The organism is Penaeicola halotolerans, from assembly GCF_016464625.1.
GTDB classification, from domain to species: domain Bacteria; phylum Bacteroidota; class Bacteroidia; order Cytophagales; family Cyclobacteriaceae; genus Penaeicola; species Penaeicola halotolerans.
Genome location: NZ_JAEAGO010000003.1, coordinates 596,914 through 622,544, shown reverse-complemented (window position 1 = coordinate 622,544; position 25,631 = coordinate 596,914). Strand labels below are relative to the sequence as shown.

Here is a 25,631-nt window from a genome sequence, read left to right as displayed (position 1 = left end):
AAGATTCATATAATAGCTTATTTTTTGCCATATTTGTCCAAAACTAAAAGGATTGCTAATGAGTAACGAGAAGATTATTTTCTCTATGGCGGGTGTGTCAAAGATATATCCTCCGCAAAAGAGAGTATTAAAAGATATTTATTTGTCATTTTTTTATGGAGCCAAGATTGGTGTCTTGGGTCTCAATGGATCTGGTAAAAGTAGCTTGCTTAGGATCATTGCTGGTTTTGAGAAGGAGTTTCAAGGCGAAGTAGTCTGGTCGCCTGGATATACAGTAGGCATGCTAGAGCAAGAGCCTAAGCTTGATCCTACTAAGACCGTCAAAGAAGTAGTAGAAGAGGCTGTTTCAGAGACTAAATCGCTCCTGAGAGAGTTTGAAGAAATCAATGAGAAATTTATGGATCCAGCACTTATGGAGGATCCAGATGCGATGGACAAGCTGATCACTAGACAGGGAGAGGTTCAAGAAAAGCTTGATGCAGCCAATGCATGGGAGTTAGATACGATGCTTGAAAAAGCCATGGATGCTCTCAGAACGCCAGATGGAGATACGCCTATTGCGACACTTTCTGGTGGTGAAAAAAGAAGAGTGGCCCTCTGTAGACTACTGCTTCAGGAGCCAGATGTACTTTTACTAGATGAGCCTACCAACCACCTAGATGCAGAGTCGGTGCATTGGCTAGAGCAACACTTGCAGCAATATAAGGGTACTGTCATCGCAGTCACGCACGATAGATATTTCTTGGACAATGTAGCAGGCTGGATCTTAGAGCTTGACAGAGGAGAGGGCATCCCATGGAAAGGCAACTACTCTAGCTGGCTAGAGCAGAAGCAAAATAGAATGGCGCAAGAAGAAAAGACGGAAAGTAAGCGTCAGAAAACATTGCAGCGAGAGCTTGAGTGGATCAGGATGGCACCTAAAGCGCGTCAAGCTAAAGGTAAGGCCCGTCTTTCTGCTTATGATAAATTAGTCAGTGAAGGAGGAAAGGAACAAGAGTCTAAACTTGAACTCTTCATTCCACCAGGGCCTAGATTGGGTGATAAAGTCATCGAGGCGACCAATGTTTCCAAAGCCTTTGGAGATAAGTTGCTTTATGAAAACTTGAGCTTTGCACTTCCACCTGCGGGTATAGTAGGAGTGATCGGACCAAATGGTGCTGGTAAGACTACGCTTTTTAAAATGATCACGGGTCAGCTACAGCCTGATGCTGGTAGCTTTGAGGTGGGTTCTACTGTTAAGTTAGCTTATGTCGATCAGGAGCATGATAACTTAGATCCAAATAAGTCAGTATTTGAAAATATCTCAGGAGGCAATGAGCTGATGATGTTGGGAGGTAAGCAGGTCAACTCAAGGGCTTATGTGAGTAAGTTTAATTTCTCAGGTGGAGATCAAGAGAAAAAAGTAGGTGTGCTATCAGGTGGTGAGCGTAACAGGGTTCACTTAGCGATGACGCTCAAAGAAGGAGGTAACCTACTCTTGCTCGATGAGCCTACCAACGACCTTGATGTCAATACACTTAGAGCACTTGAAGAAGCCTTGGAGAATTTTGGAGGCTGTGCCGTAGTTATCTCACACGATAGATGGTTCTTGGATAGAATTTGTACGCATATCTTGGCTTTCGAAGGAGAGTCTCAAGTCTATTGGTTTGAAGGTAACTTCTCAGACTATGAGGAAAATAAAAAGAAGCGTCTAGGTGATGTAGAGCCGAAACGCATCAGGTATAAAAACTTGAAGTAATTAGAATTGATAAAGGGGCTTATTTTGATTGATAAGCCCCTTTTTATTGTCCTCGCCACATGCGACTAAGAAATTTTTCCCTCGTCATAGGACTATCTTTGATCAATGAAGCCCCATCGTGTTCTCGGATATTTTTCTTAAGTTCTTGAAGTTCTTCCGCTGCTTTTCGCATTTCCTCTAGTTCTTCAGGACTGAATTTCACATCGATCAAGTTTGATAAATCAGGCTGACCAGCATCTACCCAAGCAGTGTACCAGAAGTCCCCAATCATTTTGATGGATTTACGCATTTGTCGCTCCACTTGACCAGCAAGTGCTGTGTGATAGGCAGCACTGAAGTTTTTTGAATAAGTGCGGACATTGATGCCATTGCGATCCTCGATCGTATACTTCTTAGAAGGATCAAAATTTTCAGTGATGATGCGTTCGTATCTCAGTACTGAGTCTAAAGCTTGGTGTGCGCCTATGACAGCATCCCATGCAGTGAGTTGAGCTTGTTCAAGATACTCCGCCTGACCTACGAAATAGTCATAATCATCCGAGTAGAGCTCGGGCAGTCGCGACTCCCAAAAGGCATGGATGCCATATTGGTTGGTAAGCTGTCCATTATAGTTTTCTGTCGTATGTAGTGGGACATTAGCATCTCCGATGTAGTGTCCCAGATCTGCAGCCAGTCTTAAAATATTTTTAGCATCCTTAGCCTTAAATGCTTCCGTAAGCTGATACTTATTTAAATAAATGTGCCATGGTACGATACCATAAGCACGAAGTGTATCTTCAGAATATTGTGCGACAGCCTCTTGCCAGTATCGAGGGAGTTTATACACGGCACTATCTCCATAGACATCCGCATCTAGGTAATGTCTTTCGGCCTCTCCTTTGACAGCGTACCTTCTTTTGTCAGGATTGACTGCATTTTCTGTGATGTATTGGATATTGGCTTTGAAGAATGGAAACATCTCCTCTGGCAGAGTAAAGACCGCTAATCTATTGATGCGCTGATGAGCAAAAAATCCCCAAGAACCAGCTTGAAGCATGCTGATGATCAATAGTAAAAAGGTGAGCGTCCACTTTTTCATACCTTTAATTTAAAAGATTCGCATGTTAAAGGCACACTTAACGAAAAATAATTAGTCTATTTTACATTCTCTTTTTGTGATTGATATTATTTGTTTTAACTTTGCATTCTCAAAATCGAGTAGAAAATCATAGTAAATAGATAGATAGATATGGCAAATCACAAATCAGCTTTAAAAAGAATTCGTGCTAACGAAACAAAGCGTTTGAGAAATAGATATCAGGCTAAAACGACAAGAACTTTTGTGAAGAAGTTAAGAGGTACTACTGACAAAGTAGAAGCTCAGGAGCTTTTCAAAAAAGTATCTTCTATGCTTGATAAACTAGCAAAGAAGAACATCATACACAAAAACAAAGCAGCTAACAACAAGTCTAAATTGGCTAAGTTAGTAAGCAGCTTATAATTTTTGTCTATAAGATATCTCAAGCTCTATCCGAAAGGTTAGGGCTTTTTTTATGCCTGATGGTAAGTGTTAAGGAGCATTTTAGCCATGGCTATAGGAGATTCTTCTTCCTTTGCCACTTTTTCTTCTATTGATTTGATGAGGGCTTTAACTTTTTCATTTTGATAAAAATGCAAGCCTAGTAGATGCTTGATATGTTCATGCATCCAGTGTACTCTTTGATCTTTTCTGTTTTTCTCAAAATGTCCGCGCTCTATCATCTGGATCTTGTAGGACTGAATCATATCCCAGATTTCTGCTAATCCTTTATTTTCAAGGGCTGAGCAGATTTTCACTTGTGGAGTCCAGCCATTTTCCGCAAGCGGGAATAAGTGCAGCGCGTTACTGTATTCTAGTTTAGCACGCTTAGCCTGTGCTTCATTGCCAGAGTCAGCTTTAGTGATAGCGATGGCATCTGCTATTTCTATGATACCTTTTTTGATCCCTTGAAGTTCATCTCCGGCACCTGCGAGCATCAGTAGTAGAAAGAAGTCCACCATATCGCGTACCATGATCTCTGATTGACCGACTCCTACTGTTTCTATAAAGATGACATCATGTCCTGCAGCTTCGCAAAGTAGCATGGCTTCTCTCGTCTTAGCACTGACACCACCGAGTGAAGTGCCAGCAGCTGAGGGTCTGATGTAGGCCTTAGGATGATGGGAAAGTAACTCCATTCTGGTCTTATCGCCCATGATGCTACCACCAGAGCGCTGGCTAGATGGATCTATAGCTAAGACCGCAAGCTTGTGTCCATGAGAAGTTACGAGCGAACCAAAGCTTTCTATAAAAGTGCTTTTACCAACTCCTGGAACACCTGTGATTCCTATGCGAATCGATTTGCCAGTGTATGGAAGAATCTCTCGAATCAGCTCATCAGCAAGTGCTTGGTCGCTTTCTAGCGTACTTTCGATAAGCGTAATAGCTCTACTGAGAATCACTCTGTCTCCCTTGAGTACACCTTCTTTGTAGGTTGCTAAACTGAGTCTGTTTTTAGGACTTTTCAATGCTTGCTATTTTGCTTTGACCAAATATCTATAATGTATCCAATCTAGCCAAGTGAACCTAGCGGATATATCCTTCATTATCTAAATGGATACTTCACAAAGCTCGTTTGACTCATATTGTTTTTACTATACTTTGCGATACAAAATGCTTCAAATTCAGATGCAAATGGAGGGGATGTCCCAAGCGCTTTACTGGGTATTTTTTGATCTTTCAAGAAAAAGTAAACCTCAGTAGTACCATATTTAGTGTGCGGTTGAAACGCAGCATAGGCCTCTAAATCAGCCCACAAGCTATCATTGACCGCTATGATGTACTTTCTGACGATAGGGCCTGTATTGTTTTCATTTCGGTAGAGGCTGATTTCTTCAAATTGCGTCTTGAGATCTGCTACACCTGGTTGGCTGAGAGATACATAGAGGAGATAAAATGAAAGTAAGCCGATCATTCCAAATAAAATAGTGTAGCGGATATTTTTCATCTGTTTTAGAATCTATTATTGGCTTTTGATTGTTTAAATTTGAGAAAATCTTTCGAAATGGCAGTCAACTATATCAAGGCTTTACATATTATCTTCATTGTCACGTGGTTCGCTGGACTATTTTATATCGTGCGACTTTTTATTTATCACACCGAAGCACTTGAAGACTCAGAACCCAAACGCAGTATCCTAAGCAAGCAGTTCCAGATCATGAGCAAAAGACTGTGGTTGGGGATTACTTGGCCGAGTGCAGTCCTGACCTTGATTTTGGGTGTTTCACTACTATACTATAAAAGCTACTACTTAGAAATGGGCTTCATGCATGCCAAGCTAGGCTTCGTCTTGTTGCTTTATATCTATCATTTTGCCTGTCATATATTATATAAGCAGCTACAAAATGAGGTGGTTAGATATTCCTCTACACAGTTGAGGATATGGAATGAGGTTGCAACCATTTTACTAGTAGCTATTGTTTTTTTGATTGTATTACAGAGTACATTAGACATGGTCTGGGGATTGGTAGGCTTAGTGTTGTTTTCTATCCTGATCATGTTAGCAATTAGAGTTTATAAGAGAATAAGAGAGTCAAAGTCATGAGGAAAATAGTTGTGTATGTAGGAATGATCACTCTTGGATTAAGTGCCTGTCAGTCTGCTCAGGAAAGTAGTCAAGGAGAACTTCCGATTTTGGGTAGAAGAGAAGTGGTAGAAAAAGTGGTCAATGGAGAAACTCAAACAGACACTGTTTATCATCAGATCGCGGACTTTAATTTTGTCAATCAGGATAGTATGTCCATTACCAATGCTGATGTATCAGGCAAGGTCTATGTAGCAGATTTCTTTTTCACTTCATGTCCTACCATTTGTCCTGTGATGAAGACTCAAATGCTCCGAGTGTATGAAGCATTTAAAGATCAGGATGATTTTGCAATCCTTTCGCATACCATAGATCCTGAGTATGATACCGTAGCCCTGCTCAAAGACTACGCACTCAGACTAGGCGTCAATGATGCTAGTACTTGGCACTTCCTCACAGGTGACAAAGAGCATATCTATGAGATAGGGCAACAAAGCTATATGGTGACTGCTGGAGAGGATAAAGACGAGCCAGGTGGATATATCCATAGTGGAGCTTTTATCTTAGTAGATCCCAATGGGCATATCAGAGGAATTTATGATGGCACAGAAGCCAATCAAGTAGATAAGTTGATCAAAGACATACCAAAACTACTTTATGAGTTTGAAAGCAAAAAATAAGCTTGCTATTATCCTCTCGATAGTGATTATAAGCTATTTAGGGATTGTGGCCTGCGGTCCTCAGAAGAGTGCAGAGGTGCCAGACTATGCCCCCAAGAGAGAGATGTCTGTCAAAGAGAAGCAATACTATAGAGAAGGACAAAAGCTATATACGATGTACTGTGCTAATTGTCATCAGGAAGATGGTTCTGGCTTAGGGAAGTTGATTCCGCCACTGGCAGGGTCAGATTACATGGAAGAAAACTTTTCTGAAAGCATCTGTGGAATTAAGAATGGCTTTAAAGGTGAGATGCGTGTCAATGGAATCATCTATAACCAAGCGATGCCATCAAATCCTAATCTGAAGAATTTAGATATCGCTATGATTGCCACCTACATTTATAATTCTTGGGGCAATGATCGGGGACTGATAGATGTATTGGAAGTGGAAGATATCATGCGAGACTGTCCATAAAAAAAGAGCTTAAAAGCTCTTTTTTTATTCCTGTGTATCGAAAGTTTTTTTACCCAACTCTAGCGCTTCATAGATATTATTATTCACCGAGTCTATGAATGCTTTTTGCTTTGCTAGATAATCTAGTGTCTCATCAGTTTCCCAGTCAGCTCGCTCAGTCCTTACGGTGAATTGTCTCATCCATTGCATCATGCCTTCATTGGCTTGTTCAAGTGTTTGTGCCATGTCTCTGTAAGTATTAGCAGCATCCTGATCTCCCAGAGAGTCTAACTCAGCAGCCTTGTCCAAAGCCTTTCTTTTGTAGCCATTGATCTTACCCATTTCAGGCATGGTGAGGTCATGTGCTTTGAGGACTTCACGCTCTTTTGTATCGATGATTTCTTCGGTAGAAGGGCCACAAGAGACCATCATTAAGGCCACAGTAAATACAGTAAATAGTTTTTTCACGATTGATTAATTTACGCTGATTGAATTTCCTTAGCCAATTTACGAGTAGTTCGGCAGATACGGTAGTATTTCCAATTGATAATATGCAGAATTATCAATAAAATACTGCTGATCAATGAAATGTAATAGGAGAACCGCAATAATTCATGAGTTAATAAGGATAAGGAAAAAATGCTGAAAACGGTCCATAAGGCAATTTTCATCCATTGAGAGGAGGAGTTTTGACTGGCATACCAGATTGCACTCAGTCCTATACCGATGAAGATAAAGTCAAGTAGGTGCCATACATCATGGTCAATAGATACAAATAAGCTACTTGAACTTAGTATAATAGGTATCGCTAGACAATGCAACAAGCAGAGTGAGGCACTGCTCACGCCTAGGAAGTCCGCTTTAGATTTTAAAATTTTGCTCATGCTGTTTATGCAATATTGTTGCAAATATAAAACAATAAAATAATTAATGGACGCTCAAATAAAAATTAATTGTAGCGCTGTGGTAATTCCTTATTTTAGAGGCTTAGCAAATAGATATGGCAAGAACACACTTTTTTCAGGGAAGCTTTGAAACAGCCGACAAATGCTTCATAGACTCAGGAGACATCAGTATCCTAAGAGGATATGGAGTTTTTGATTTTTTGAGAACGAAGCGTTTTGTGCCGCTTTTTGTAGAGGACTACATCGAGCGATTTTTGAAGTCTGCTAAAGAGATGCACTTGCCAATAGATTATACAGCGGGAGAGATCAAGTCACTCATAGCCGAACTCATCAGGATCAATGCAGAGCCGCAGTCGGGTATTAGATTAGTCTTGACAGGCGGAGTGTCAGAGAATGCATTCAGACCAGGAAAGCCTAGCTTTATGATCCGATCAGAGGAACTGCACATGCCATCGGATGAAGTCTATCGAGTAGGTGTGAAGCTAGTTAAACAACAGTTTGTTAGAAGCATGCCGAAGATTAAGACGACTAACTACGCTTATCCTGTTTGGCTCAGTCATCAGTGGAAAGCTCAAGGAGCTGAAGATGTGCTCTACTACGAGGGCCAAGAAATATCAGAAAGTTCGCGAGCTAATTTTTTTATCATAAAAGGTAATCAATTGATCACCAATTATGAAAATATCCTCTTTGGGATCACTAGAAAAAGAGTCCTTGAACTAGCCAAATCGAAGCTTGAGGTGAAAATACGAGCAATCAGTCTAGCTGACTTGGCTAGTGCAGACGAGGCATTTATCACCAGTACAACCAAGCGTATATTGCCAGTGGTGAGCGTAGATGATCAGCACATAGGAGATGGACAAGTTGGCTACTGGACTGCTTATTTGATGCAGCAGTTTGAGCAGCTTGAAGAACGAATGCTCTCTGTTTACTAATCTTTTTTGGTCGGAGCGCCTTGATAAGTGAGTCCCTTTGGACCATACCATGGGTGGATTTCCATAACGAGTCTTCCTGAGATCACAGCAGGATCTTTTTGTGTCCAAGCTTCAGCTTCTTCTTGACTTGCTACATCAAAGATAAATATCCCTCTGATATCACCATTATCCAAAAATGGCCCAGCAAGGATCAAGACACCTTCTTCTGCCATCTTATTGATATGAGCCATGTGTCCAGCTTGGATTTTATCTGCTTCCTCCTTGCTTTGGCTTCTATTTTCCCCACTCTTCAAGAAAACCATATAATAGGTTTTCATTTCTACTTCTGTAGCTGCTTTGGCATTTTGCTGAGCATGGATTTGCTGCATACCAGCAAAGAAAATAGCGCAAATAATGAGTAACTTTTTCATGTTTGTCATTGGTTTCATCAAATGTAGAAAAATCAATCGAATTTTTAGCAGCAACATTTTAACCAGCATTGAGTATATTTGTCATACTAATAGTTGATATGGCTAAGGAAAAATACACGCAATATTCATTTTTATTGGATCGAACTGCACGTAGGGTTAAGCAATATGCTCAAGGAAAGTTCAAAGAGCTCAACTTTGAAGTGACAGTTGATCAATGGCTGGTTTTGCGTAATTTGGATCAACATGAGCAGCTCAATCAGAGAGAGTTGGCCGAGCTGGTATTCAAAGATCATCCAACACTGACACGTATCATTGACCTTCTTTGTAAGAAAGGCCTGACAGTTCGTAACCCTCACCCCAAAGATCGTAGGAGTTTCATCATCAGCTTGACTCCTGCTGGTCAGGAGAAGGTATCCGAACTCAAACCTCAGATAGCCGCCATTAGGGTTAAAGCATGGGAGAACCTCACAGATGCTGATTTTGAGCACTTCAAGAAAACCCTTAATACAATCTATGATAATTTATCCCTCTAAGGATAAAAATAGTTGTTACACTAATTATATTTGTACAAACCTTTTAGGTTTTCATTTCGTTATGAATTCGAAATAAAGACGCTATGATAAGTACAGATATATGCATTATAGGCGCTGGTCCAGTGGGTCTCTTTGCCGTATTTGAAGCAGGATTACTCAAGATGAGATGTCATCTAGTAGATGCACTCCCTCAAGTAGGTGGTCAGCTTTCAGAGATTTATCCTAAAAAACCTATTTATGACATCCCAGGGTTTCCTGAAGTGAAGGCACAGGAGCTTGTAGACAATCTGATGAAGCAGATAGAGCCATTCAAGCCTACATTTTCACTTGGTGAAAGAGTAGATGGATTGGAGAGATTGGCTGATGGATCATTTAGATTGACCACTTCAGATGACACGATCATTGAAGCTAAAGCAGTCGTGATCGCTGGCGGATTAGGATGTTTTGAGCCAAGAAAACCAGTCTTAGAAAATCTAGAGCAGTTTGAGGGTAAAGGAGTGGCCTATATGGTCAAAGATCCAGAGAAGTTTAGAAACAAGCGTGTGGTACTAGCTGGTGGAGGTGACTCTGCACTAGACTGGACGATATTTCTCGCTGATGTAGCAGAGCGCGTGACACTAGTACACCGCAATGAGACTTTTAGAGGAGCGCCCGACTCGGCAGAAAAAGTTTTTGAGCTTGCACAAGCTGGCAAAATAGACCTTGTCCTAAGTGCCAATCTAAAGGCCTTAAGTGGCAATGGACATTTGAACGCAGTGTCGATGACCACCAAAGAAGAAGAGATCACTGTAGAAACTGATTATTTAATACCACTTTTTGGACTCAGTCCAAAGCTAGGTCCTATAGCTGATTGGAACTTAGCCATCGATAAGAACGCTATTTCAGTAGATACTTTTGATTATAGCACCAATGTACCAGGGATTTATGCGATCGGTGATATCAATACATATCCAGGCAAACTAAAACTCATTTTGAGTGGCTTTCACGAAGCAGCCTTGATGGCGCAGAGTGCTTTTAAGCATGTCTACCCAGATCAAAAACTAAGTTTCAAATACACAACTGTCAATGGGGTACCTGCCTTTTAAGCTATGGTAAATTTTGAAGTAGAAGACTATAATGGGCAACGTAAAACAGTAGAAGTTCCTGAAGACATGGGACTAAGTCTCATGGAAGTACTCAAAGCGTCTGATTATGAGGTACTAGCTACTTGTGGAGGGATGGCGCTTTGTGCTACCTGCCATGTAGAAGTGCTGTCAGGGGAAGAAAATCTCGGTGAACCAAATGATGCAGAACTAGACATGATTGATACACTACCTAATATCACTCCTACTAGCAGGCTAGCCTGTCAACTCAAAATCTCTGAGGAGATGAATGGTATGGTATTCAGACTTAAAGGAGATGGTGTATAGGTGGTAAGCGATGATATTTAATAAAAAAGGGAAGCAAATCTAGATTTGCTTCCCTTTTTTATGCTTATCGATCCAATTCTTATTTGATCAATTTGTAAGTAATTTCTGATTGAATGCTCATAGGAATAGACATCTCTTCAGGGATCATTGGGTTAGTAGCTAAGATCGTCATCGTACCAGAGATATCTGAAGTGATAGTCGCTGTGCTAAACCATCCAGTGCTTAAATCCACATTGTAAAGGGCATTTTGAGTACCTGATAGACTTATTTTAGCATCGATTCCAGGCTGGATTTCCATGACCTTCTCTTCAGCAGCTACTTTGATATTAGAGTTTCCACTAACTTTTCCAGTAGTTCCTGTGACTTCCGTCAGCTTCCAAATATTGTCATAGCGGAGATCATACATACTGCTCAGCGTATTACTGTTTTCCCATACTTGATTAAGCTCTACTTGAGTGCTTGGATAAAGTAAAAACAAAGAACCCATAGAAGAGCTGATGGCTTCTTCTCCAAGGGTTGCTTCTAGACCGGCTTTAACTTGATCTTTCATGGTAGCCATTTCACCTGTTAGAGAATTGATTACTTCATTCATGATAATATCAGTGCCTTCTGTTTTGACTACATTTCCTTTGCTGTCCAAGAACACATAGTAGGACTTATCTTTGACAGCCTTCAACATGGCATTTTGTGGGTTGCTTTCATCACCTTCGCTATCCATTATTTGATTTCCTTGCATAGGGTTATTAGTCTCATTGCGAAGCTTTTTATACTGTGTTTGTATTTTTGCAATACCATCTTTTACTTCTACTATTTCAAAGTAAAGCGTTCCAGTAACTTTGTTTGTCACTACCTGCTCCATTCCCATGACATTTTGTGTGATGGTCTGATCTGTGGTTTGTTCCACAGAGAATTTATCTCCTACTTTGAAGTTGTACTTCAAGTCTACAGGAGCATACATGTTAAAGGCAAAAAGTGCTACTGCTACTATCGCGCCTAAAAAGCTGATTGATTTTTTCATTGTTCTAAGTTTTGTAATTAAAGTTCTAAAATACAGCTAATTCAGTATATATTATTATTTAGGTAAGATTAAATTTTGCTAGGACTTTTTAGTGCATAAAAAAAGGCGAGATTTCTCTCACCTTCTGATTTGTTTGGACTTTAGAAAAGTTTCCAAATATCATTACCTATTACAAAGACCATCAGGGTCAAAAGCAAGACCATACCTACTTTTTGCGCATTTTCGAGGAATTTGTCTGAAGGTTTTCTACCAGATACCATCTCATAGAGTAAGAATACTACATGTCCTCCATCTAGCGCAGGTATAGGTAGTAGGTTCATAAAGGCCAAAATCATAGAGATCAAAGCCACATTAGCCCAGAACCTGATCCAGTCCCACTCATTTCCGAATATTTTAGCAATACCGATAGGTCCAGAAAGATTTTTAGGAGAGACATCCCCTGTGAACATCTTACCCATCGCTTTGGCATTGACGAATACGACCCCGAACGCTTTGTTTGTGCCTTCTTTCAGAGACTGTCCAAAACTGTAGCTTTTAGTCGCATAGTCTATATCTAACTGTGTGTAAAAACCGAGCTGACCTGCTTCATTTACAGTAGCAGTGATCTCTACAGGAGAAGCAAGTGCATTTTCATCATCACTAGCTTTTCTACTTACCAGTAGGTTTACATCTTGACCTTTATAATCTTGGACTATGGTTTGAAACTGGTCAAAAAACTCAATCGGCTGATCATTGATAGAAAGAATACGATCTCCTACCTGCAGACCAGCTTGCTCCGCAAATGATCCTGGCTCTATTTGCGCAATTGTAAATGGAGCTCTGATACTGACAAAACGCGCTGCTGCATTTTCTTCAGAGAAGTTATCTATGAATCCTGCAGGGATGTCTATTTTGATTTCCTCCCCATCACGATTTACTGTGTAGTAAGTGTTGTCATCTAACAAGACGTCTGGAGAGTATAAGTCAGAAAGTCTATCATAAGGCTTGCCACTCACATTGATGATACGGTCACCAGTTTGCAGACCGATTTGCTGTGCTAGCTCATAAGCTACGATACCATTCTCATCGATCTCAGCTTTTGGTACATAGGTTTCACCTTGCTTGTACACTAGGACTACGAAAATGACAATACCGATAATGACATTGACGATGATACCTCCGAGCATCACGATCAGCCGCTGCCAAGCTGGCTTAGCGCGAAACTCATAAGGCTCTGGATCTTTGGCTAAAGCTTCTGTGTCTAGAGACTCATCAATCATCCCTGATATTTTCACAAAACCACCCAAAGGAATGGCACTGAGTGAATACTCAGTTTCTCCGATTTTAAAACCAAAAATTTTAGGAGGAAAACCAATTGAAAATTTCTCCACACGCATGCCAAACATCTTAGCCGTGATCAAGTGGCCAAATTCGTGTAATCCTACTAGTAAAGATAGACCCAGCAAAAGCTGTCCTACCATGATTAAAGTTTCCATTAATTATATTTTTTAATCTGTTGTATTGCTATTTCACGGGTGACTTTGTCAGTCTCCACATAATCCTCTAAAGACGGTTTGTGTATAAAAGTTGTTTGTTGCATACATGCTTCTATGACATCTGACATCTCTAGAAAACCGATTTGATCTTTCAAAAACGCTGCCACGACTATTTCATTAGCAGCATTTAAGATGCAAGACATATTACCTCCTTTAGCTAAAGCATCAAAGGCCAGTCCTAAGTTCCTAAAAGTCTCCAAATCGGGCTTTTCAAATGTCAGCGCTGGATAATCTACGAAGTTGAAACGTGGAAAGTCTGATGCCAGTCTGTCAGGATAAGTCATGGCAAACTGTATGGGTACTTTCATGTCTGGAAGTCCCATCTGCGCTTTGATCGAGCTGTCCCTAAACTGTACCATCGAATGAATGATAGACTGAGGATGTACGATCACGTCTATTTGCTCAGTATTGAGCGCAAAGAGCCACTTGGCTTCGATGACCTCTAAGCCTTTGTTCATCAGAGAAGCAGAATCTATAGTTATTTTAGCGCCCATATCCCAGTTGGGGTGCTTGAGTGCTTGCTCTTTGGTAACTTTAGACAAGAATGCACGATCCTTTCCTCTAAAGGGGCCACCTGATGCCGTAAGAATGATTTTTTCTATTGGATTGTGAAATTCCCCCACCAAACACTGGAAAATAGCCGAATGCTCGGAATCCACAGGGTAGATATTGACTCCCTTCTCTTGGGCGAGTTGGGTGACAAGCTCTCCAGCGACCACAAGTGTTTCTTTATTGGCCAGCGCGATATTTTTACCCGCTGAGATGGCTTCTATGGTTGGAATCAAGCCAGCATAACCTACCAAAGCAGTCAAGACTAGATCAATAGTATCCATTTGTACAACTTGGGCGAGGGCTTTTTCCCCTGCATATACTTTGATATAGTGGGGGAGTAGCGCATCTGCTACTTGCTGATAAAGTGCTTCATTGCCTATGACGACTGCATTGGGTTTAAACTCCAGCGACTGCTGGATCAAAAGCTGTGCATTGTTCTGAGCGGTCAGTACTTCTACTTCAAAAGCTTGTGGATTGGCTTTAATGACTTCTAGGGCTTGCGTGCCGATAGAGCCAGTAGAGCCGAGTATGGCGATGCGTTTTTTATGGGATGCTTCTTTCACTGTTTACTAATTTCGCACCTATTATAGCGCATTTTTCTTAAAGTTGATCAACTCGTCTGCGATCTTTCTATCATTGGCTAGCCTAGGCACTTTGTTTTGTCCACCAAGCTTACCTTGACTTTTCATATAATTTCTAAAAGCATCTCGTTCTAAGCTGATGACTTGTAGTGGTCGCAAGATACTACCTTTGATCAAGTCTTTGTAATAGCTGTTGCGCTTGATGAGTGCCTGATCGAGTGTTTGCTCAAAGGCAGCCATATCCTTAGGAGCTTGTGCAAATTCTATATACCACTCATGTAGCGGTAGTCCAACGCTAGGCGTGACTTGAGGAGCTACGGTAAATTCTATCAACTCTACCTCGGGATGGTGAGAGACGGCCTCTTTCATAGCGCCTTCTACTTCTTCTCCGATCACATGCTCTCCAAAAGCTGAGATAAAATGCTTGATACGGCCTGTCACCAAGAGTTTATAAGGGTCTTTGGAAATAAACTTGACCGTATCTCCAATCGAGTAGCCCCAGAGTCCTGCGTTGCTATTGATGATCAAGGCATAGTTGACATCTAACTTCACTTCATCTATGCGGAGTCGGGTGGGATTTTCATTGAAATACTCATCTGCTGGGATAAACTCAAAGAATATACCGCTATTGAGTAGGAGGAGTAAGCCAGGATCTACTTGGCTGTCTTGGTAAGCGATGAAGCCCTCAGAAGCAGGGTAAGTCTCTATAGAATCGACTTTTCGACCGATACTTTCATAGAGCTTGGCACGATAAGGCTCAAAATTCACCCCACCATACACAAAGAGGGAAAAATTAGGAAATACTTCTTCGATGCGCTTTCCTGTTCGCTCTTGGATACGGTCAAAATACATCTGTACCCAAGGCGGAATCCCAGAGATCAAGCGCATGTCTTGGTGAATGGTCTCATCGATGATACGCTCTAGCTTAGCCTCCCAATCCTCTATACAATTGGTCTTGTATGTCGGTAGCTGATTGGTGCGAAGATAGCCCGGCACGTGGTGATTGACAATACCCGAGAGTCTTCCCGTATTGATGCCTGCAAGCTGCTCCAGTACAGGACTTCCTGATAAAAAGATCAATTTTCCATCAAGGAAACGAGCATTTTTAGACTGATGGATATAGGTCAAAAGAGCATTTCTCGCGCTATTGATATGGTTAGGGATAGAATCTTTGGTGATGGGAATGTACTTAGTGCCAGAAGTGGTGCCAGAGGTTTTAGCAAAATAAGCGGGCTTACCCTTCCAAAGGATATCTGACTCCCCTGCGAGTATACGATCTACATAGGGCCTTAATTCCTCATAGTCCCTGACAGGAACATGTTTTTTGAAATCTTCGTAGTTTTTGATATCTCCGAAGTGGTGATCCTTGCCAAAAAGTGTTTGGCCACCCACTTTGATCAGGTTGTTAAATATTTGATCTTGATGTGCGGCAGCTGCCAAAGACCACTTTTTCTGATCCTTGACGATATAGCTAGCAAATGGCTTACTTAAGCTTGATACGATTCCCATAGACTGACAAATTTACAATTATTGACCGCTTTTCTGCCTCAAAGAGCTTTAATATATCGGTCAATTGTTAAGAAAAGTTAATTTCATGAATTAAAATGCAACTCGCATTTATTTTGCTAAGTATCTAGGGTGAATTGTCTTAGTGATAAAACATCCTGAGGGATTTGAAAATTGTGAAATCATCAAAAAATAGCGCGATATGAAAGGGAAGATACAAGTAATCATGATAGCCTTTGTGGCAGGTTTGGCGGGAGCTTCTTTTTGGGATTGGATAAAGGCTGATGAGCCTATTTTGTACCAAGAGGTAGCGGATAGTACTCAGCAAGGTCTCTATCAAATGACCAACCAACCAAGCAGGACAGTAGCCGTAGGAGAAGATTTCGTAGAGGCTTCTCGCAAGAGTACTTCTTCGGTGGTCTTTATCAAAAACTTTGCAGGTACAGACTATAACCGCTACAACCTTTACGACTGGTTTTTCAATGCCCGTCCTTCACAAAAAGTAAGTAGCGGTTCTGGAGTGATTTTTTCCAAAGATGGCTACATCGTGACCAATAACCACGTGATCAAAGATGCAGAAGTGATCGAGGTGATCCATGAGAAAAGAACTTACCGTGCAAGGCTTGTCGGTACGGATCCTTCCACAGATCTGGCAGTACTCAAAGTGGAGGCAGAAAACCTACCCGCCATACAGATTGGTAGTTCGTCCAATCTCCAAATAGGAGAATGGGTACTCGCAGTGGGTAATCCCTTCAACTTGACTTCTACCGTGACAGCTGGTATCGTCAGTGCCAAAGAGCGTCAAATCAATATCCTACAAGCTAATTTCCCACTTGAATCTTTTATCCAAACAGATGCTGCGATCAATCCTGGCAACTCAGGTGGCGCGCTAGTCAATAGCCGTGGCGAACTCGTAGGGATCAATACAGCGATCCTGTCTCAGACAGGTAGCTACACAGGATATGGCTTTGCTGTCCCTGTGGATATCGTCAAAAAAGTAGTGGCAGACATCATCCGCTATGGAGAAGTGCAAAAGGCCCTGATCGGTGCAGAGACCGTAGATCTTTCTCAGGAAATCGCAGAGGAGTTGAAACTCAATACACTGAATGGTGTGGTGCTAAGCTATATCGCGCCAGATGGAGCAGCTGCTAGAGCAGGACTAGAAAAAGGGGATGCGATCGTATCTATCGATGGCCAACCGATCAAAAGTAGGGGAGCCTTCGAAGAAATCATCAGTTACAAATCCCCAGGGGACAAACTAAACCTAGGCTATATCCGCAATGGCAAACGTGCTGAGACGGCCGCTACCCTGCTCAATATCAATGGAGAGACAGGAGTCGTACAGCGAAAAGTGTATAGCTCGGAGTTACTACAGGCCACTTTTGAGAGCATTCCTAAAGTGGAGAAAGAACTTTACAAGATCAAGTCAGGCGTGAAAGTCAGCCAAGTAGGTGCACAAGGATTTGTGAGGCGCATGGAGATCGGAGAGGGTTACATCATCACCGCGATCAATCAAAAGCCCGTAGACGATCCTGAGCAACTGGTCAAATTGCTAGAAAAATACACAGGAAGACTTTTGATAGAAGGCATCACCGCACGAGGACAGCGCTTCTACGATGTCTTCAATGTGCAGTAATCATCCTCCAATATAACATCCCAACACGTAGAGACGCGATTTATCGCGTCTCTTTATTAATTTCTATATTCACACATTTACACCTTCCCATCGTAGAGACGTCCATTCATGGCGTCTCTTATCATTTAAGATATACTATAGACGCTAACTCAAACCATTTTTAATCCCTTGCCCGTTTTGTCACCCTAACGAAGGGAGGAAGGATAACCTAAGATAAGTGAAGCTGTCCCACTAGCTAAATTCTAAAGTATGTTAATCGCTGTTATAAAAAGATCCTTCTTTCATTAGGTCTGTTTCATGTATCAAGGATGACAAGAGACAGTCTAAAAATTTGATAAAAAGTAAATTAATATTTACTTTTGTTTATGAAATGTTCTGAGGCTTATAGAATACTTCAGAAAGATGGATGGTATCCTATCTCCCAAAAAGGATCTCATGTTAAACTTAAACATGAAACAAAGGAGGGGATTATTATTTTCCCAAATCACGGTAGTCAATGAAGTGCCCCCAAAAAGTTAGACACTTATTGGGGGCTAGTTCACAAGAACTAGGTAAAGGATTAGCAAAAAAACTTTTCAAACAAGCGGGAATTGAAATTTAGCATCATGAAGGCTTTGAAGAAAAAAATAGACGTTACAGTAGAGAAAACAGATACAGGCTATTCAGCCTATACTGATGATATGAGTGTATTTACTACTGCTAAAGACGTTCCGGAGCTTTATTCAAATTTAATTGAAGCACTAAACTTGGCTTATGAGGAGTCTGGATACGAAGTATCAGCTGAAAACCTAAAATTAAATCTAGATTTACAGCAGTTTTTTCAATACTACAAGGTTCTCAACGCAAACTTCTTAGCTAAAAGAATTGGAATGAATCCAACGCTTTTATCTCAATATGTGCGAGGGAAAAAGCAGCCATCTGCTAAACAAACGGATAAAATAATCAGAGGCATCCAAAGTATTGGTAAGGAATTAGCTGATATAAGCCTTGTATAAGAAAGAAATTAATTGTCTTTCACCAAATGGTTAAGCCCCAGGTCTTTTAAAACTTAATTGATATATATTGAACTGGAGAGAAATAGAAGAGAATTGGAAGACCTTCGTTGATAGGTTTCAGTTAGAAGACCTTAGTAGTCAGAGACACTACTTCCATGGTAAGTTAGAAGTTTATACAGCTAAGGAGGCTTTTAGTGGATTTGATATTTTTTATGAAAATAGGTTTAATAAGTCTGCTGATTTAGGTGCTTCTATTGGGATAGGGAGTAGTTTTAGCATTATTAGCCCAATAAGTTTATCAAAAGAGATTTTGATAAAAATTAAGCCAAAGGCTGTTTGGAAGAAATTTTTTGGCCAAAAGCATCAATTGGAATTTAAGCTATCAGATAATGCCTTAAAACATTGTCTTCCTATTAGCTACCTAGAGGAATTAAGTATAGCTTTTCCAGATCTAGAGATATCAATAGAAAAGTATGGACGATATAATCATTATTCTATTACTTATGATTCGATTGTTTTAATGCTGAGCTCAAAGTATCAGCCAAAGTCATTACAAGTGCTAGAAAAGTCAAGAGAGGTATTTACCACAATTTTGCAAAAGCTTGAAGCACAAGGGCGAATTAAAGTTTTAAATCTTCCTTATTAATATGAATAAAAAGGCTGAATTTTTTTCTCTTTCTTGTTGCGATAGATCAGGAATATTTTGAGCAGTACTAACCAAAAAGGACGATCATTAGACCGTCCTTTTCTTATTTTGTTAAGACACTGCCCCGAAGTTTGGGGACTATCGTGTACTCATTAAGTTGAAAGCAAAAAGCGATATCCTTTTCGATGCCGTGGTTTTGTAAGCGCTTGGTATGCGAAGCGACTGACATAAAGCCGATCAGATCTTCTTTGGCAACTTGATACAGACGCTGTGCAGCTAGTGGGGCATCACAGCTGTAAGTATGTGTAGCCACCAAACTCTCTACCACAGCGCCTGCAAAGAGTGTGTCCTCCATGTTGAACTTCCCTTTCCAACCTGCACAGAGTACCAAGACGTCTTTTTGCTGCGTCTGTATATAGTCGCAGACGGCTAGCAAATTGAGAAAAGAGCCGATGATCACCTCTGCTGCCTCTGCTTTAGACTTTTCGATAGCAAGGGTACCATTAGTTGTACTCATGGCGAGTCTCTTTCCTGCAAAGGCTCCATCCAAATAAGCTAGAGGGGAATTACCTAACTCAAAGCCAGCTACTTGTTTGCCATCTCGCTCTGCAGCTGCTATGTACCCCTGCGACTGCAAGTCACGACAAGCTTCCACAGTAGCCACAGGAGTGATGTCTGCCACGCCATTGGCCAAAGCACTGGTCATGCTCGTAGTAGCGCGTAGGATATCTACGATCACCACGATCTTGCCCTTGAGATCATAGAGGTGCAATAGCTCAGGAGTGAGGCAGACGTCTATTTGATGCATCATTATGAGTTGGCTTTGTAGAGCGGTAGTTTTTCTACTTTAGCTTTCAATTGCTTATTTCTGACCGCAATGTAGATTTCTGTATCTGGCTTGGCATATTCGGTAGCTACATAGCCCATACCGATACCGACATTCATCATAGGAGAGATAGTTCCTGAGGTAACTTCCCCGATCTTCTCACCAGCAGCATTTTGGATTTCATAGTGTCCTCTAGGAATGCCCTTCTCTTGTAGCACAAATCCCACAAGCTTACGACTAACACCTTCTTCTTTGTGCTTTTTGATTTGCTCAGCATTGATGAAGTCTTTAGTAAACTTCGTGATCCAGCCTAGTCCTGCTTCAATAGGAGAAGTGGTGTCATCGATGTCATTGCCATAGAGGCAGTAGCCCATCTCTAGTCTGAGGGTATCTCTCGCACCTAGGCCGATTGGTTTAATGTCCCAGTTTTTACCAGCTTCAAAGATTTTGTTCCACACTTGCTCAGCGACTTCATTGCGGACGTAGATCTCAAATCCTCCCGCGCCTGTATAGCCAGTACCAGAGATGATCACATCTGATACTCCAGCGAATTCACCTACTGTAAAGTGATAAAACTTGATCTGTGATAGATTGATAGGAGTGAGTGACTGCAATGCTTCGAAGGCTTTAGGGCCTTGAACAGCGAAGAGCGACATGGTGTCAGAGATGTTTTCCAGTGTAGCACCCATGCTATTATGCGAGTTGATCCAATTCCAATCTTTCTCAATATTGGATGCATTGACCACGAGGAGGTATTTTTCCTCAGCCATCTTGTAGACGATCAAGTCATCTACGATACCACCAGTGGCATTAGGGAAGCAAGAGTATTGGGCTTGTCCGATGACGAGTTTACTAGCGTCATTAGAAGTTACTTTTTGAATCAGGTCAAGGGCATGAGGTCCTGTCACCATGAATTCTCCCATGTGAGAAACATCAAATACACCTACGCCATTGCGGACAGTGAGGTGTTCTTCGATATCTGAGGAGTATCTGACAGGCATATTGTATCCTGCGAAGGGCACCATCTTGGCACCTAGTTTTTCATGCAGGTCATTGAGGGCAACTTTCTTTAATTCCATCGAAATAATATTTTGTGCTTTTGGGTATGCAAATGTAAGCAAATCATTGAATTGATCGTGCCTTTGGGCTAGATGCTATCGAATAAATCGAGCTGATCAGGAAGCAGTTTGAAAGACATGCGATGATGTGGTGTAGCGCCATGTATCTCTATACCATTTCGATGCTTGGCTGTTGGATAGCCAGCATTGTTTTCCCAATCGTAGTGAGGGTACTCTCCAGCGAGCTTCTCCATGAGTTCGTCTCTATATATTTTAGCCAAAATAGAAGCCGCAGCGATGTTGAGATACTTGCCGTCTCCTTTGATCACACAAGTGTGAGGGATGTCCCGATAAGCTTTAAAACGGTTACCATCGATGAGCAAGTGCTCAGGCTTGATAGTTAACTGATCAATGGCGCGATGCATGGCCAAGAAGGACGCTTGGAGTATATTGATACGGTCGATTTCTTGAGGACTGACCTCAGCGATTGCCCAACTGATTGCTGCATTTTTAATTTCATTCTCGAGGCTTTTTCGCGTATTTTTGCGCAGCTTTTTAGAGTCATTCATGAGCGGGTGGTGATAGTCTTTTGGCAGGATGACAGCAGCCGCGACCACTGGTCCAGACAAGCAGCCTCTGCCAACCTCATCACAGCCAGCCTCTATCAAGTGATCATGCAAATAGGACGATAACATCTTGGCAATTTCTTTTTAATCTGTAAAAATGAAAAGGGTTCTATGAAAAATCTCTGGAAAAAACTGGCACAAAGAGAAGTCTATAAAAATGCTTGGATAGAAGTAGAAGAGCATGATGTCATCTCTCCTCGTGGGAAAAAGGGGATTTATGGCAAAGTAAAATTTAAAAATAAGGCCATAGGCATCATCGCTTTAGATGAGTCAAAGCATACATGGCTAGTAGGTCAACACCGCTATACTTTGGATGCTTATAGTTGGGAAATACCGATGGGTGGAGGAGCTTTGGCGATAGATCCGCTGGAGACTGCTAAACGAGAGCTCAAAGAAGAGACAGGCTTGACTGCCAAGAAATGGACGCTATTGATGCACTTACACACTTCTAACTCTGTGACAGACGAGGAAGGTTTTGTCTTTTTAGCAGAGGACTTGACTGAGGGTGTGACAGATTTTGATGATACAGAAGATCTTCAGATCAAAAAGCTACCTTTCCAAGAGGTAGTCCGAATGGTCATGGATGGAGAAATTACCGATGCGATCAGTGTCGCTGGAATTTTAAAATTGGATAAGATGTTGGGAGAAATCGAATTGTCTAATAAACACTAATCATGCTAGTAGAGAAATACCAAAAACACGTTAAAACGACCTTTTTATTGGCCTATCCAGTGATGCTGAGTCAGCTAGGACAGGTCTTGGTAGGGGTGGCAGATAGCATGATGGTCGGGCAGTTGGGTGCGCAGCCTTTGGGTGCTGCTTCTCTAGCCAATAGTATCTTTATGGTCGTACTCATGTTTGGTATCGGGATCAGCTATGCGGTGACTCCACTGGTGGCAGCGGCAGATGGCCAAAATAATCGTAAGCAGATTAGAGAGATCATCAAAAATAGCCTTTTGATCAATACTGTCTCAGGATTTTTACTCTTTGGTGTGGTCTTGGCGGCTTCTAACCTACTGTATCATATGGAGCAGCCTGTGGAGGTAGTGAGAGATGCTATCCCATATCTTGGAGTGATTACTTTTTCGATTGTTCCTTTGATGATTTTTCAATCTTTTAAGCAATTTGCAGAGGGTCTATCCCAGACCAAGCAGGCGATGTACATTACTATTTTCGGCAATGGTCTCAATGTACTTTTTAACTACATCTTGATCTTTGGTAAGTTTGGTTTCGAGCCGATGGGACTCATGGGTGCTGGTTGGGCTACTCTCATCTCAAGGATATTGATGGCAATCATGATGATCGTCTATGTGCTTTGGTCTAAGCGCTATAAGAAGTATTTTAAAGGTTTTAAGTTCAAAAAATTCTCGAGACCATTGATCACTCGAATGGTGAAAATAGGAGTTCCCACAGGCCTGCAATTTATCTTTGAAGTAGGTGCTTTTAGTGCGGCAGCCATCATGATGGGTTGGCTGGGTGTAAACCAACTGGCTAGTCACCAGATCGCGATCAACCTCGCTTCTGTGAGTTATATGATGGCCTCTGGACTTTCTGCTGCTGCAACTGTGCGTGTAGGAAATCAACTTGGGAAAGGAGATATCCAAACACTGCGTGAGGCTGGCTTTACCATCTTCGGGATGGTGGCTGTTTTTATGTTAGTGACGGCTTTGATTTTTGTTTCATTCAGGTTTTTCCTTCCAAGTCTGTATATCGATGATGTGGAGGTGATTCAGATGTCAGCTGGCTTATTGATTATCGCGGCATTCTTCCAGTTGTCAGACGGTATCCAAGTCGTAGGCTTAGGGGCCATGCGAGGAATGTCGGATGTGAAAGTACCTACTATTATCACGCTGGTAGCTTATTGGGTATTAGGTCTTCCGATTGGATATTTGCTAGGCTTTAAGTTAGACTTAGGCGCCCAAGGGATTTGGATAGGGCTTTTAATTGGATTGACAGTGGCAGCAGTTTTACTTTTCTATAGATTCGACACGCTGAGCAAGCGACTCTTGCACAAAGCCTAAAGATATCGGTGGCTTTTCCTTATATTGGGCTATTGATTTCAGATCAAATAGACCCATACACCTTTTTATGCAAGAAAAAGCCAGAACTGTAAGTTTTTCTAGAACTACTATTACCGAGTTGATGATCCCCTCATACGCCAATTTTGGTGGCAAAATTCACGGGGGTATTTTACTTTCTCTCATGGACAAAGTTGCCTATTCTACCGCTACCAAACACTCAGGAGCCTACTGTGTGACTGTCTCTGTAGATACTGTTGATTTTCTCCAGCCAGTAGAGGTAGGAGAGCTCGTTTCTCTTAAAGCCTCGGTTAACTATGTGGGTAATTCCTCTATGATCATTGGGATCAAAGTGATCGCTGAAAATGTCAAAACAGGTACAGTCAAACACACCAACACTTGCTATTTCACCATGGTTGCCAAAGGAGATGACGACAAACCCATGCGCGTGCCAGAGCTTATTTTAGAAACTGAGACCGATATCAGGCGATTTGCGGAAGCTATCAAGCGAAAGGATTTCAAACAGCATTATCAAGATGATCTTGCTAAAGCCAAATCCAAGTATGACCTCAAAGAGCTCAACCAATTGCTCGAAGGTCAGCGTTGTCAAATCAAAAGAAAAGACTAAATCCAAACCCTATGTTGAAGAAAATAACCCTATTTACCTTTTTGCTTTGTGCCTCTATGATCAGTATGGCACAGGAGTTTACACCTAAAGTACTTAGTGTCAAAGACCAGTCTGCCCTCATCGATCAGTGGCTTGCAGAGCGAGTCAAGACTGTACTCCCAGAAATCATGCGTAGAGAGGGAATTGATATGTGGGTGATCGTATCAAGAGAGTACAATGAAGATCCCGTGATCAAAACACTGCTACCATCTACTTGGATGGCAGCTAGAAGAAGGACTATCCTGGTAGTATATGATCCTGGAGCAGGCAAAGATTTAGAATTGATGGCTATAGCACGCTATGATGTAGGTGAGGCTTTCAAGCGTGCTTGGAACCCAGATCAGCAACCTGATCAGTGGAAAGCTCTATCAGAGTTAGTGGCTAGTAAGAAGCCAAAGAAAATAGCAGTCAATACTTCTGATAATTATGGTCATGCAGATGGTATCAATGCCACGGAGCTGACTTTATTCAAGGCTAACCTTAGGCCTGCGGATGCACAGAAAATAGTGTCTGCAGAAAAAGTGGCTGTAGGTTGGCTAGAGACAAGAACCCCTAGTGAAATGGTCGTTTACCAGCAAATAGTAGCGATTGCTCATCAGATCATTGCTGAAGGATTTTCTGAGAAGGTAGTACAGCCAGGGGTGACGACTACGGAGGATATCGTGTGGTGGTACAGACAGCGAATCGCTGATTTAGGTTTGACTGCTTGGTTTCACCCTACTGTAGATATTCAGCGAGCAGATCCTGAGTCTTTTGATCATTTGAGATCATTTTCTAAACGCCCAGATACACAGACTGTACAGCCAGGAGACCTACTGCATGTGGACTTTGGTATTACCTATTTGCGACTCAATACAGATACGCAACAGCTGGCCTATGTCTTGAAGCCAACAGAGACTGCACCTCCTGCTTATCTGGTGGAGGCACTCAAAGAAGGCAATAGACTACAAGATATCTTGACTTCTCAGTTTAGGACGGGTAGATCTGGGAATGAAATCCTAAGAGCAGCTCGTGCTCAAGCAGGACAGGAGGGGATCAAAGCAACTATCTATACCCATCCGATTGGCTATCATGGACACGCTGCAGGCCCGACTATTGGTATGTGGGACAATCAAGGCGATACTCCTGGGTCTGGAGATTATCCACTTTATCCTAATACTTGCTATTCTATAGAACTCAATGCAGCTGTATATATAGAAGCTTGGGACAAAGAGATCAGAGTCATGTTAGAAGAAGATGCGTTCTTTGATGGAGAGTCTGTGAGGTATATCAACGGCAGGCAGACAAAACTTCTAACCATTCCAAGACTGAAACCTCATTTAGGAAATTGATAATCAAAATAATAG

Annotated in this window: 30 protein-coding genes; 17 read left to right on the top strand and 13 right to left on the bottom strand. The window is 41.6% G+C overall.

Going from position 1 to position 25,631, the window contains the following annotated elements:
* Positions 1–58: 58 nt before the first annotated feature.
* A complete protein-coding gene (gene ettA / locus I5349_RS10355) occupies positions 59–1,738 on the top strand; it encodes an energy-dependent translational throttle protein EttA (protein WP_226390686.1) in 1,680 nt (559 codons plus the stop codon).
* Between the two features lie 43 nt (positions 1,739–1,781).
* Here the strand turns inward: ettA and I5349_RS10350 are convergent, their stop codons facing one another.
* Positions 1,782–2,816 (bottom strand): zinc dependent phospholipase C family protein, encoded by a 1,035-nt coding sequence (locus I5349_RS10350; RefSeq protein ID WP_226390685.1) that lies wholly within the window; start codon positions 2,814–2,816, stop codon positions 1,782–1,784.
* A 150-nt stretch (positions 2,817–2,966) separates the two neighbouring features.
* Between I5349_RS10350 and rpsT the strand changes: the two genes are divergently transcribed.
* Complete coding sequence (gene rpsT, locus I5349_RS10345; protein ID WP_226390684.1) at positions 2,967–3,218, top strand: 30S ribosomal protein S20; 252 nt, start codon at positions 2,967–2,969, stop codon at positions 3,216–3,218.
* Positions 3,219–3,268: 50 nt separating this feature from the next.
* Here the strand turns inward: rpsT and meaB are convergent, their stop codons facing one another.
* A complete protein-coding gene (meaB, locus tag I5349_RS10340; protein ID WP_226390683.1) occupies positions 3,269–4,264 on the bottom strand; it encodes a methylmalonyl Co-A mutase-associated GTPase MeaB in 996 nt (331 codons plus the stop codon).
* Between the two features lie 77 nt (positions 4,265–4,341).
* Positions 4,342–4,743: a hypothetical protein gene (locus tag I5349_RS10335; RefSeq protein WP_226390682.1), complete on the bottom strand. Its 402-nt coding sequence runs from the start codon at positions 4,741–4,743 to the stop codon at positions 4,342–4,344.
* Between the two features lie 57 nt (positions 4,744–4,800).
* Between I5349_RS10335 and I5349_RS10330 the strand changes: the two genes are divergently transcribed.
* Genes I5349_RS10330 through I5349_RS10320 form a run of 3 tightly spaced genes read left to right on the top strand, consistent with a single transcriptional unit; the run spans position 4,801 to position 6,453 of the window.
* A complete protein-coding gene (locus I5349_RS10330) occupies positions 4,801–5,340 on the top strand; it encodes a CopD family protein (protein ID WP_226390681.1) in 540 nt (179 codons plus the stop codon).
* On the top strand, positions 5,337–5,999 hold the full coding sequence (locus tag I5349_RS10325) for an SCO family protein (protein ID WP_226390680.1): 663 nt from the start codon (positions 5,337–5,339) through the stop codon (positions 5,997–5,999). Before I5349_RS10330 ends, I5349_RS10325 begins: the two co-directional genes overlap by 4 nt.
* Positions 5,977–6,453 carry a c-type cytochrome gene (locus I5349_RS10320; protein ID WP_226390679.1) on the top strand — a complete coding sequence of 159 codons (477 nt, stop codon included), beginning with the start codon at positions 5,977–5,979 and terminating at the stop codon, positions 6,451–6,453. Before I5349_RS10325 ends, I5349_RS10320 begins: the two co-directional genes overlap by 23 nt.
* A 24-nt stretch (positions 6,454–6,477) precedes the next feature.
* Here I5349_RS10320 and I5349_RS10315 read toward each other — a convergent pair whose 3' ends face one another.
* Positions 6,478–6,900 (bottom strand): hypothetical protein, encoded by a 423-nt coding sequence (locus tag I5349_RS10315; protein ID WP_226390678.1) that lies wholly within the window; start codon positions 6,898–6,900, stop codon positions 6,478–6,480.
* 11 nt (positions 6,901–6,911) lie between these two features.
* Positions 6,912–7,316 (bottom strand): MerC domain-containing protein, encoded by a 405-nt coding sequence (locus tag I5349_RS10310; protein ID WP_226390677.1) that lies wholly within the window; start codon positions 7,314–7,316, stop codon positions 6,912–6,914.
* Positions 7,317–7,432: 116 nt separating this feature from the next.
* On the opposite strand from I5349_RS10310, the gene I5349_RS10305 reads away from it, so the two are divergent.
* Complete coding sequence (locus I5349_RS10305; RefSeq protein WP_226390676.1) at positions 7,433–8,269, top strand: aminotransferase class IV; 837 nt, start codon at positions 7,433–7,435, stop codon at positions 8,267–8,269.
* On the opposite strand, the gene I5349_RS10300 is transcribed toward I5349_RS10305, so the two are convergent.
* The gene (locus tag I5349_RS10300; protein WP_226390675.1) at positions 8,266–8,679 is read right to left on the bottom strand and encodes a YciI family protein; all 414 of its coding nucleotides are present in this window, start codon (positions 8,677–8,679) and stop codon (positions 8,266–8,268) included. The two genes, I5349_RS10305 and I5349_RS10300, sit on opposite strands and share 4 nt — an antisense overlap.
* A gap of 98 nt (positions 8,680–8,777) precedes the next feature.
* Here I5349_RS10300 and I5349_RS10295 point away from each other — a divergent pair, with 98 nt between their 5' ends.
* The 3 genes from I5349_RS10295 to I5349_RS10285 all read left to right on the top strand — a co-directional run bounded on the left by I5349_RS10295 (position 8,778) and on the right by I5349_RS10285 (position 10,621).
* Positions 8,778–9,212 (top strand): MarR family winged helix-turn-helix transcriptional regulator, encoded by a 435-nt coding sequence (locus I5349_RS10295; RefSeq protein WP_226390674.1) that lies wholly within the window; start codon positions 8,778–8,780, stop codon positions 9,210–9,212.
* 83 nt (positions 9,213–9,295) lie between these two features.
* Positions 9,296–10,297: an NAD(P)/FAD-dependent oxidoreductase gene (locus tag I5349_RS10290; RefSeq protein ID WP_226390673.1), complete on the top strand. Its 1,002-nt coding sequence runs from the start codon at positions 9,296–9,298 to the stop codon at positions 10,295–10,297.
* Positions 10,298–10,300: 3 nt separating this feature from the next.
* Entirely contained in the window at positions 10,301–10,621 is a 321-nt protein-coding gene (locus tag I5349_RS10285; RefSeq protein WP_226390672.1) for a 2Fe-2S iron-sulfur cluster-binding protein, read from the top strand.
* Between the two features lie 79 nt (positions 10,622–10,700).
* Here I5349_RS10285 and I5349_RS10280 read toward each other — a convergent pair whose 3' ends face one another.
* From I5349_RS10280 to I5349_RS10260, 4 genes are all read right to left on the bottom strand, one after another.
* The gene (locus I5349_RS10280; protein ID WP_226390671.1) at positions 10,701–11,639 is read right to left on the bottom strand and encodes a DUF6263 family protein; all 939 of its coding nucleotides are present in this window, start codon (positions 11,637–11,639) and stop codon (positions 10,701–10,703) included.
* Between the two features lie 140 nt (positions 11,640–11,779).
* Positions 11,780–13,114 carry an RIP metalloprotease RseP gene (rseP, locus tag I5349_RS10275; RefSeq protein ID WP_262895382.1) on the bottom strand — a complete coding sequence of 445 codons (1,335 nt, stop codon included), beginning with the start codon at positions 13,112–13,114 and terminating at the stop codon, positions 11,780–11,782.
* Positions 13,114–14,289 carry a 1-deoxy-D-xylulose-5-phosphate reductoisomerase gene (locus I5349_RS10265; protein ID WP_226390670.1) on the bottom strand — a complete coding sequence of 392 codons (1,176 nt, stop codon included), beginning with the start codon at positions 14,287–14,289 and terminating at the stop codon, positions 13,114–13,116. The genes rseP and I5349_RS10265 overlap by 1 nt, the downstream gene beginning before the upstream one ends.
* A 21-nt stretch (positions 14,290–14,310) precedes the next feature.
* Positions 14,311–15,816, bottom strand: coding sequence for a GH3 auxin-responsive promoter family protein (locus tag I5349_RS10260; protein ID WP_226390669.1), 1,506 nt, complete (start codon positions 15,814–15,816; stop codon positions 14,311–14,313).
* 199 nt (positions 15,817–16,015) lie between these two features.
* Here I5349_RS10260 and I5349_RS10255 point away from each other — a divergent pair, with 199 nt between their 5' ends.
* From I5349_RS10255 to I5349_RS10240, 4 genes are all read left to right on the top strand, one after another.
* Positions 16,016–17,449, top strand: coding sequence for a S1C family serine protease (locus I5349_RS10255; protein WP_226390668.1), 1,434 nt, complete (start codon positions 16,016–16,018; stop codon positions 17,447–17,449).
* Between the two features lie 365 nt (positions 17,450–17,814).
* Positions 17,815–17,949 carry a type II toxin-antitoxin system HicA family toxin gene (locus I5349_RS14310; RefSeq protein WP_226390667.1) on the top strand — a complete coding sequence of 45 codons (135 nt, stop codon included), beginning with the start codon at positions 17,815–17,817 and terminating at the stop codon, positions 17,947–17,949.
* A gap of 105 nt (positions 17,950–18,054) precedes the next feature.
* Entirely contained in the window at positions 18,055–18,444 is a 390-nt protein-coding gene (locus I5349_RS10245; protein ID WP_226390666.1) for a helix-turn-helix domain-containing protein, read from the top strand.
* A 67-nt stretch (positions 18,445–18,511) separates the two neighbouring features.
* A complete protein-coding gene (locus I5349_RS10240) occupies positions 18,512–19,090 on the top strand; it encodes a hypothetical protein (RefSeq protein ID WP_226390665.1) in 579 nt (192 codons plus the stop codon).
* A gap of 103 nt (positions 19,091–19,193) precedes the next feature.
* Here the strand turns inward: I5349_RS10240 and I5349_RS10235 are convergent, their stop codons facing one another.
* The 3 genes from I5349_RS10235 to rnhB form a co-directional block, all read right to left on the bottom strand.
* Positions 19,194–19,901 carry a 2-phosphosulfolactate phosphatase gene (locus I5349_RS10235; RefSeq protein ID WP_317194241.1) on the bottom strand — a complete coding sequence of 236 codons (708 nt, stop codon included), beginning with the start codon at positions 19,899–19,901 and terminating at the stop codon, positions 19,194–19,196.
* On the bottom strand, positions 19,901–20,995 hold the full coding sequence (gene gcvT, locus I5349_RS10230) for a glycine cleavage system aminomethyltransferase GcvT (RefSeq protein WP_226390664.1): 1,095 nt from the start codon (positions 20,993–20,995) through the stop codon (positions 19,901–19,903). The genes I5349_RS10235 and gcvT overlap by 1 nt, the downstream gene beginning before the upstream one ends.
* Positions 20,996–21,063: 68 nt before the next feature.
* A complete protein-coding gene (gene rnhB / locus I5349_RS10225) occupies positions 21,064–21,669 on the bottom strand; it encodes a ribonuclease HII (protein WP_226390663.1) in 606 nt (201 codons plus the stop codon).
* A 42-nt stretch (positions 21,670–21,711) separates the two neighbouring features.
* On the opposite strand from rnhB, the gene I5349_RS10220 reads away from it, so the two are divergent.
* From I5349_RS10220 to I5349_RS10205, 4 genes are all read left to right on the top strand, one after another.
* Positions 21,712–22,272 (top strand): NUDIX domain-containing protein, encoded by a 561-nt coding sequence (locus I5349_RS10220; protein ID WP_226390662.1) that lies wholly within the window; start codon positions 21,712–21,714, stop codon positions 22,270–22,272.
* Positions 22,273–22,274: 2 nt separating this feature from the next.
* A complete protein-coding gene (locus tag I5349_RS10215) occupies positions 22,275–23,621 on the top strand; it encodes an MATE family efflux transporter (RefSeq protein ID WP_226390661.1) in 1,347 nt (448 codons plus the stop codon).
* A 67-nt stretch (positions 23,622–23,688) separates the two neighbouring features.
* A complete protein-coding gene (locus tag I5349_RS10210) occupies positions 23,689–24,246 on the top strand; it encodes an acyl-CoA thioesterase (RefSeq protein WP_226390660.1) in 558 nt (185 codons plus the stop codon).
* An 11-nt stretch (positions 24,247–24,257) separates the two neighbouring features.
* A complete protein-coding gene (locus I5349_RS10205; RefSeq protein ID WP_226390659.1) occupies positions 24,258–25,616 on the top strand; it encodes a M24 family metallopeptidase in 1,359 nt (452 codons plus the stop codon).
* The last annotated feature ends 15 nt before the right edge of the window (positions 25,617–25,631 follow it).